Genomic DNA, 2,091 nt, shown 5'->3' with positions numbered 1-2,091 from the left:
ATTGAAGAAAATTGACAAAAAAATATTTTTGGATAGAAAATATATTATAGCTACAGGTATTTTGGCTGAAGATTTTATGAATAAAATAAAAGATAAGATAATAAGTAAGTTTTCAGGATTGAATTTAAAAGTAGTTGCCATAAAAAACAATTTTTTTGGACCAAGAATTACTGTATCTGGATTGGTGACAGGTGAAGATATTGTTAATCAATTAAAAGATTATAAAGACATAGACGGTATAATAATTCCTAAATCCATGTTAAAAGTAGACACTAATGTTTTTTTAGATGATTTAACTGTAAAAGATATAGAAAATAGGTTAAAGGTTAAAATAATTCCAGTAAAGGTTTCAGGTAATGATTTTGTCCAACTATTTAAAAGAGCTAGAGGTGATAAAAATGGATAGACCAGTAGTATGTATTGTAGGAAGACCAAATGTAGGAAAATCAACATTGTTTAATCGAATAGTAGGTAGAAGGATAGCTATTACTGAAGATAATCCAGGAGTTACAAGAGATAGAATTTATGCTGAAGCAGAATGGCTGAATAAATATTTTACTTTAATCGATACAGGAGGATTAGAGCCAGAATCTGAGGAAATAATTCCTGTAAACATTAAACGTCAGGCTGAAATTGCTATTGATACAGCAGATGTTATATTGTTTGTAGTTGATGGTATGGATGGGGTTACATCAACTGATGAAGAAATTGCAAGTATATTAAGAAGAGCAGGAAAAGAAGTCCTATTAGTATGTAATAAAGTTGATACCCATAAAACCCCAGATCAAGTATTTGAATTTTATGAATTGGGAATAGGAAATCCAATAATTATTTCTGCTGAACAAGGTTTAGGTATAGGTGATTTGCTGGATGAGGTAATTAAACATTTCCCAGAGCATAAAGATACAGAATATGATGATGAATTGATTAAGGTAGCAATAATCGGAAAACCAAATGTAGGAAAATCTTCTTTGATAAATAATATATTAGGAGAAGATAGGGTTATTGTAACTAATATACCTGGTACTACTAGGGATGCCATAGATTCATATTTTACTTATGGAGAAGATAAATATGTGTTCATAGACACGGCAGGACTAAGAAGGAAACGGAGCATCTATGAAAATGTTGAAAGATACAGTGTAGTTCGTACCTTATCTGCTGTAGATAGATCGGATTTATGTATATTGATGATAGATGGCACAGAAGGAGTTTCAGAACAGGATACGAAAATTGCAGGATATGCTCATGATAATGGAAAAGGGATTATTATTGCAGTAAATAAATGGGATTTAGTAAAAAAGGAAACTAATACTCATTTGAGTTTAGAAAAGAATATTAGAGAAAAATTAGGATTTATATCTTATGCTCCTATTGTTTTTATTTCTGCTAAAACTGGAAAACGGGTGGATAAATTATTCCAGTTATTAAAAGTGGTGAATAATAACAATAATTTAAGAATAAGCACTGGTGTTTTAAACGATATAATAAATGAAGCAGTATTATTAAAACAACCACCTTCAGATAAAGGAGTCAGATTGAAAATCTATTATGGAACCCAAATTGCTGTTAGACCGCCAAAATTCTTGATTTTCATAAATAAAAGACAGTTGATGCATTTTTCTTATCAGCGATATTTAGAAAATCAAATCAGAAAATACTTTGGATTTGATGGGGTACCTATTCAATTTGATTTTAGAGAAAAGGGTGAGTAAAATTGAAGGTTTTATTGGTTATTTGTTTTGCATATCTTTTAGGAAGTTTTTCTTCAGCTTATGTATTGGGTAAAATCTTGATGAAAACTGATATAAGAGCTCATGGAAGCGGAAATGCAGGAACTACCAATGCATTAAGAGTCTTTGGTAAAAAAGTAGGAGCATTAACATTTATTTTAGATATATTAAAAGGTGTATTAGCTGTTTATATTGGAAGTATGATAATGAACTATAATGGGAAATTAATTGCAGGAATTTTTGTTGTTATAGGTCATAATTGGCCAATATTTTTTAAATTTAAAGGAGGTAGGGGAATAGCTACTTCTTTTGGTGTACTTTTATCATTATACTGGCCAGTTCCTATTATAAGTTTAAT

General features: G+C 29.9%; 3 protein-coding genes. All 3 read left to right on the top strand.

Annotation, left to right across the window (positions count from 1 at the left end; all coding sequences use genetic code 11):
* On the top strand, positions 1-406 hold a 406-nt coding region (locus VK998_RS09525; RefSeq protein ID WP_325227897.1), incomplete at its 5' end, for a DUF512 domain-containing protein.
* Positions 399-1,715, top strand: a complete 1,317-nt coding sequence (gene der, locus VK998_RS09520) for a ribosome biogenesis GTPase Der (RefSeq protein WP_325227896.1) — start codon at positions 399-401, stop codon at positions 1,713-1,715. The genes VK998_RS09525 and der, both read left to right, overlap by 8 nt.
* A gap of 2 nt (positions 1,716-1,717) precedes the next feature.
* Positions 1,718-2,091: glycerol-3-phosphate acyltransferase (locus VK998_RS09515; protein ID WP_325227895.1), on the top strand; the 374-nt coding region annotated here is incomplete at its 3' end.

The sequence above is a fragment of the Schnuerera sp. genome (assembly GCF_035459645.1).
Lineage (GTDB): Bacteria > Bacillota > Clostridia > Tissierellales > Tepidimicrobiaceae > Schnuerera.
This window is presented reverse-complemented; position numbering and strand designations above follow the sequence as displayed.